Origin of the sequence: Streptomyces sp. NPDC038707 (assembly GCF_040636485.1) — a bacterium.
Lineage (GTDB): Bacteria > Actinomycetota > Actinomycetes > Streptomycetales > Streptomycetaceae > Streptomyces.
In genome coordinates this window covers 1-5,214 of sequence record NZ_JBEZUP010000080.1, presented here as the reverse complement: position 1 = coordinate 5,214, position 5,214 = coordinate 1, and the positions used below count along the sequence as shown (strand labels likewise).

The 5,214-nt window shown below is 69.7% G+C and carries 3 protein-coding genes and 1 pseudogene; 3 read left to right on the top strand and 1 reads right to left on the bottom strand.

Going from position 1 to position 5,214, the window contains the following annotated elements:
* Window positions 1-228 precede the first annotated feature (228 nt).
* Both AB0E62_RS39795 and AB0E62_RS39790 read left to right on the top strand, forming a co-directional pair.
* Window positions 229-1,152 carry an alpha/beta hydrolase gene (locus AB0E62_RS39795; protein ID WP_362205958.1) on the top strand — a complete coding sequence of 308 codons (924 nt, stop codon included), beginning with the start codon at window positions 229-231 and terminating at the stop codon, window positions 1,150-1,152.
* Window positions 1,153-1,439: 287 nt separating this feature from the next.
* Window positions 1,440-2,587 (top strand): annotated as a pseudogene (locus AB0E62_RS39790) (CaiB/BaiF CoA-transferase family protein).
* 85 nt (window positions 2,588-2,672) lie between these two features.
* On the opposite strand, the gene AB0E62_RS39785 reads toward AB0E62_RS39790, so the two are convergent.
* Complete coding sequence (locus AB0E62_RS39785; RefSeq protein WP_362205955.1) at window positions 2,673-3,359, bottom strand: TetR family transcriptional regulator; 687 nt, start codon at window positions 3,357-3,359, stop codon at window positions 2,673-2,675.
* Between the two features lie 109 nt (window positions 3,360-3,468).
* Here AB0E62_RS39785 and AB0E62_RS39780 point away from each other — a divergent pair, with 109 nt between their 5' ends.
* On the top strand, window positions 3,469-5,046 hold the full coding sequence (locus tag AB0E62_RS39780; RefSeq protein ID WP_362205961.1) for a methylmalonyl-CoA mutase family protein: 1,578 nt from the start codon (window positions 3,469-3,471) through the stop codon (window positions 5,044-5,046).
* Window positions 5,047-5,214: the final 168 nt, after the last annotated feature.

Below are 5,214 nucleotides of genomic sequence, written 5' to 3'. Positions count from 1 at the left end.
GCGGTCGCGTGTCATGGGGTCCCTCGTTCGCCATCACCGTCCGGCCCCTCCGGAACACAAAGCATCATATACGGTGATGGCTCGCCTGCGACCACGAGACCCGTACCGTGCCAGGCGGCGAACGGACATACGGGTGCACAATCCTTAAGGGGGCCAATTCTGTCCCAGGATAGTGGGCCCGGGCGGTGGAACTGGATGTCGAGACCCACCGACGAGGAGGAGCGAGACATGCAGGAAGTACGGTTCAAGAACCGGTCCTGGGACGTGGCGGCGCATCTTCGCTTGCCCAAGGGCTTCGACAAGGGCGAGAAGTACCCCGCGATCATCTGCGCCCACCCGATCAGCAGCTGCAAGGAACAGACGGCCGGCAGCATCTATGCCGAGCGGCTCACCGAGCAGGGCTATGTGTCCCTCGCGTTCGACGCGTCGTACCAGGGCGAGAGCGGCGGCGAACCCCGCTACCTGGAGGACCCGGCCGCACGAGTCGAGGACTTCCGTTGCGCCGTCGACTATCTGATGACGCTCGATTACGTCGACGAGAACCGCGTCGGAGTCCTGGGGGTCTGCGGTGGCGGCGGTTACGCCGCGAACGCCACGATGACGGACCACCGGATCAAGGCGCTGGTCACCGTGGTCGCCGCGAATTACGGCCGGCTCGTGCGGGAGGGCGACCTGACCCCCGGTGCGGCCGTCGCGACGCTCGAGGCGATCGGCAGGCAGCGCACGGCCGAGGCACGCGGCGCCGAACCGCGCCTCACGACCTACATCCCCAACTCCCAGGAAGAGATGGAGAAGGCGGGCATCACCGATGTCGACATCGTCAACGCCGTCGACTACTACCGCACTCCCCGGGGAGAACACCCCAACTCCCCGAACAAGCTGCGCTTCTCCGGTCTGGAGGCGGCCCTGGGCTTCGATGCCTTCCACCTCGCCGAGGTGCTGCTGACGCAGCCGCTGCAGATCATCGTGGGCGACGTCCCCGGAGCCTTCGGCTCCTACCGGGACGGATTCGAGCTGTTCGACCGGGCCCGGTCGGAGAAGAAGGACATCTTCGTGGTGAAGGGCGCGAGCCACTACGACCTGTACGACAAGCCGGAAGCCGTCGACCAGGCCTTCGAAAAGATCACTCCCTTCTTCAAGGAGAACCTGTAGTGGCCTGAGCCGGGAAACCGCCCGGCAGCGGGTGACCCGGCGGAACGGTGTGCGCCGCCCCGCCGGGTCCCTCCGCCGGGTCCCTCCGCCGGGTCCCTCCGCCGGCCAGGGGCCGGGGCGTCGCCTGCGGGCGGGGCCCAGGGCGTCGGTCTCCAGCTCGTAGTCCGCCGGGTCACCACAGGGGCACACGTTCCGGTTCGGGAGCCGTGAAAGCGCGGTTCGGAACTTCGCAATCGAACCGGCACGTGGCCCGGGATACCTTCCCGGCGACAGAACGGGAGACCGAGATGGCAGAGAAGTCGAGCGGTCCGCTCACGGGTGTCCGGATCGTGGAGCTGGGCGGCGTAGGGCCGACCCCGTTCTGTTCTGCTGCATGCTCCTTTCCGATCTCGGTGCGAACATCCTCCGCATCGACCGGCCGCCGGGTTACGACGGGGGCGCGCCGGTCGAGCCGCGGTTCGATCTGCTCCATCGCGGGCGGCGCAGCGCGGCGCTGGATCTGAAGAACGAGGCGGCCGTCGAGGCGGTCCTGAAACTGGTGCGCCACGCCGATGTCGTGATCGAGGGCTTCCGTCCGGGTGTCACGGAGAAGCTGGGCGTGGGACCGCAGGAGTGTCTGGCGGCCAACCCGGCGGCTCGTGTACGGGCGGATGACAGGGTGGGGCCAGGACGGGCCGCTGGCTCATGCGCCCGGCCACGACGTGAACTACGTGTCGCTCACCGGTGTGCTGCACTCCGTCGGCAGGGCGGGCGGGCCGCCCGTGATCCCGCTCAACCTCGCCGGTGACTTCGGCGGCGGGTCCCTCTACCTCGCGCTGGGCGTGGTGTCGGCGCTGCTGGAGAGCCGGAGTTCGGGGCAGGGCCAGGTGTGGACGGTTCGGCGTCCATGATGACCCTCTTCTACGGGCTGCGCGCCGCGGGGTACTGGAACGACGAGCGCGGTACGAACCGCCTCGACTCGGGCGCTCCCTGGTACGACGTCTATGAGACGAAGGACGGCCGCTGGCTGAGCGTGGGCTCCAACGAGGCGCGGTTCTGGCGCGACACCCTGCGGCTCCTCGGACTGCGTGAGGAGGACATGCCCGACCAGCACGACCGGACCAGGTGGCCCGAGCTGCGGACCGCGCTCGCCGAGGTGCTCCGCACCCGCACCCGCGACGAGTGGTGCGCGCTGTCCGAGGGGCAGGAGGTGTGCATCGCGCCGGTCCTGTCCCTGGGAGAGGCACCCGGCCATCCGCATCTGCGCGCGCGGGGAACGTTCGTCGAGGTGGAGGGTGTGGTCCAGCCGGCGCCGGCACCGCGCTTCAGCCGGACTCCCGGGGCGATCCAGGGACCGCCCGCCGAGCCGGGGCAGCACACCGACGAGGTCCTGGGCGAGTGGGGCTTCACTCCCGACGAGCTGTCCGCACTACGCGCCGCGCGCGCGATCATCTGAGCCGGCCCTCGCGGGCTCGCGGCCGGGGGGCCGCCTGGACGCGGCCCGGAGCCCCTTCCCGACCCCGGCGGCCGGTGTCGTCGTCTCAGTGTCCTGGGGCTCCCTCGACCAAGCGCCGCAGCGTGGGCAGCAGGGCGTCGAGGTCCTGGCCGGTACGGAAGGCGACGACGGTGGTGCCGCCGTCCTCGGCGGCGCCCCCCGCGCCCGGCGCCGGGAACAGGGCGAGCACCTCGCCCATCGCCTCGTCCATCTCCGTCACGGGATCGGCGGACTCTCCGCGCAGCCACCGGCGCAGCACGTGGTTGTGGGCGGCGACGACGGAGGCGGCCATCAGCTCGGCGCGCAGCGACGCGGACTCCGTCGGATCGCCCATCCAGTCGGCGATGAATTCCCGGAACAACCGCTGGTAGCGGGCCACGCTCGCGATCTCGCGGTCGCGCAGGGCGGCCACCTTGCTGGTCAGGGCGTACCGCCGGCGCGCGAGCTCACCCTCCTCGATGTAGTGCAGCAGCACCAGGCGGACCGCGTCGGAGACGGCGACGAGGGCGGTCCGGTGGCTGGAGGTCGCCAGCCGGTCGCGGATCAGTTCGAGCAACCGGTCGTGGTCGGGGAAGATGACCGCTTCCTTGGACCGGTAGTGCCGGAAGAACGTGGTCCGTCCCACCCCGGCCCGCTCGGCGATGTCGTCGACGGTTGTCTGCTCGTATCCGCGCTCGTCGAAGAGCGCGAAAGCGGCGTCCGCGAGCCGGATCCGCGCTGGTGGCTTGCTCATGACCGCACATCCTCTCCCGTCCCGGCCCTTGATGACTACTTGCCCCTCCCTTCGGTACTGAGTACCGTATTCGAGATATTAAGTACCAGAGGAGGCGTGGGTGGATTCCATGGCACAGAGCGAGTCCGGCCTGCCCGTCCAGCCGGTCTACGACGGCTGGGCCCTGACCGGTTTCGACGCCGACGCCCAGCTCGGGCCGCCCGGGGAGTTCCCCTTCACCCGCGGCGTGTATCCGACGATGTACACGGGCCGGCCGTGGACGATGCGGCAGTACGCCGGCTTCGGCACGGCCAAGGAGTCCAACGAGCGGTACCACGAGCTGGTGGCCGCCGGGACCGGCGGACTCAGCGTCGCCTTCGACCTGCCGACGCAGATGGGCTACGACTCCGACGAGCCCGTCGCGCGCGGCGAGGTGGGCAAGGTCGGGGTGGCGATCGACTCGATCGACGACATGCGGACGCTGTTCCGGGGGCTGCCCCTGGACAAGGTGTCGACGTCCATGACGATCAACGCACCCGCCGCCGTGCTGCTCCTGCTCTACCAACTGGTGGCCGCCGAACAGGGCGTACCCGGCGACCGGTTGACCGGCACCATCCAGAACGACGTGCTCAAGGAGTACATCGCCCGCGGCACCTACATCTTCCCGCCCCGGCAGTCCCTGCGGCTGATCAGCGACATCTTCGCCTACTGCCACAAGGAGCTGCCCCGCTGGAACACGACCTCCATCTCCGGCTACCACATGGCCGAGGCCGGGGCCACGCCCGCGCAGGAGATCGCGTTCACCATCGCCAACGCCAAGGAATACGTGCGGACCGCGATCGCCGCGGGCCTGGACGTGGACGACTTCGCGCCGCGCCTGTCGTTCTTCTTCGTCGCCCGGACCACGCTGCTGGAGGAGATCGCCAAGTTCCGCGCCGCCCGCCGCATCTGGGCGCGGATCATGCGCGACGAGTTCAAGGCGCGCAACCCCAAGTCGCAGATGCTGCGCTTCCACACCCAGACCGCCGGTGTGCAGCTCACCGCGCAGCAGCCCGAGGTCAACCTCGTCCGTGTCGCCCTCCAGGGTCTCGGTGCGGTCCTCGGCGGCACGCAGTCCCTGCACACCAACTCCTACGACGAAGCCATCGCCCTGCCCACGCAGAAGGCGGCCCGGCTCGCCCTGCGCACCCAGCAGGTCATCGCCTACGAGACCGACGTCACCAAGACTGTCGATCCGTTCGCCGGCTCCTATGTCATGGAGTCGATGACCGATGACCTCGAAGCGGCGGTACTGGACCTGATCCAGGCCGTGGAGGACCGCGGCGGCGCCGTCGCGGCGATCGAGCAGGGCTTCCAGAAGTCCCGGATCGAGGAGTCCGCGTACCGGATCGCGCTGGAGATCGACAAGCGGGAGCGTACCGTCGTTGGCGTCAACGCCTACGTCCTCGACGAGGAGGAGCCCTACGAGCCGCTGCGCGTCGACCCCCGGATCGAGACCGAGCAGTGCGAGCGGCTGGCGGCCCTGCGCGGGGAACGTGACAACGCCGCGGTCCGGCGCGCCATGGACGCCCTGCGCGCCGCCGCCGAGGGCACCGAAAACGTCCTGCCGCCGATGCGCGAGGCACTGCGCCTGCGCGCCACGGTCGGCGAGGTCTCACACGCCCTGCGCGACATCTGGGGCATCCACGTTCCGCACGACACCTTCTGATGACGGGGCGCCCGCGTGACAGCGCGGGCGTCCGCATTCCCGACGAGAGCCGGTGGTACGACCAGTGACCGACATCGACATTCACACGACCGCGGGGAAGCTCGCGGATCTCCAGCGGCGCATCCACGAGGCGACGCACGCCGGTTCGGAACGCGCCGTCGAGAAGCA

Excerpts from the sequence above, each read along its gene's own strand:
- AB0E62_RS39780 (WP_362205961.1), top strand. The coding sequence starts at position 3,469 with ATGGCACAGAGCGAGTCCGGCCTGCCCGTCCAGCCGGTCTACGACGGC.
- AB0E62_RS39795 (WP_362205958.1), top strand. The coding sequence starts at position 229 with ATGCAGGAAGTACGGTTCAAGAACCGGTCCTGGGACGTGGCGGCGCAT.
- AB0E62_RS39785 (WP_362205955.1), bottom strand. The coding sequence starts at position 3,359 with ATGAGCAAGCCACCAGCGCGGATCCGGCTCGCGGACGCCGCTTTCGCG.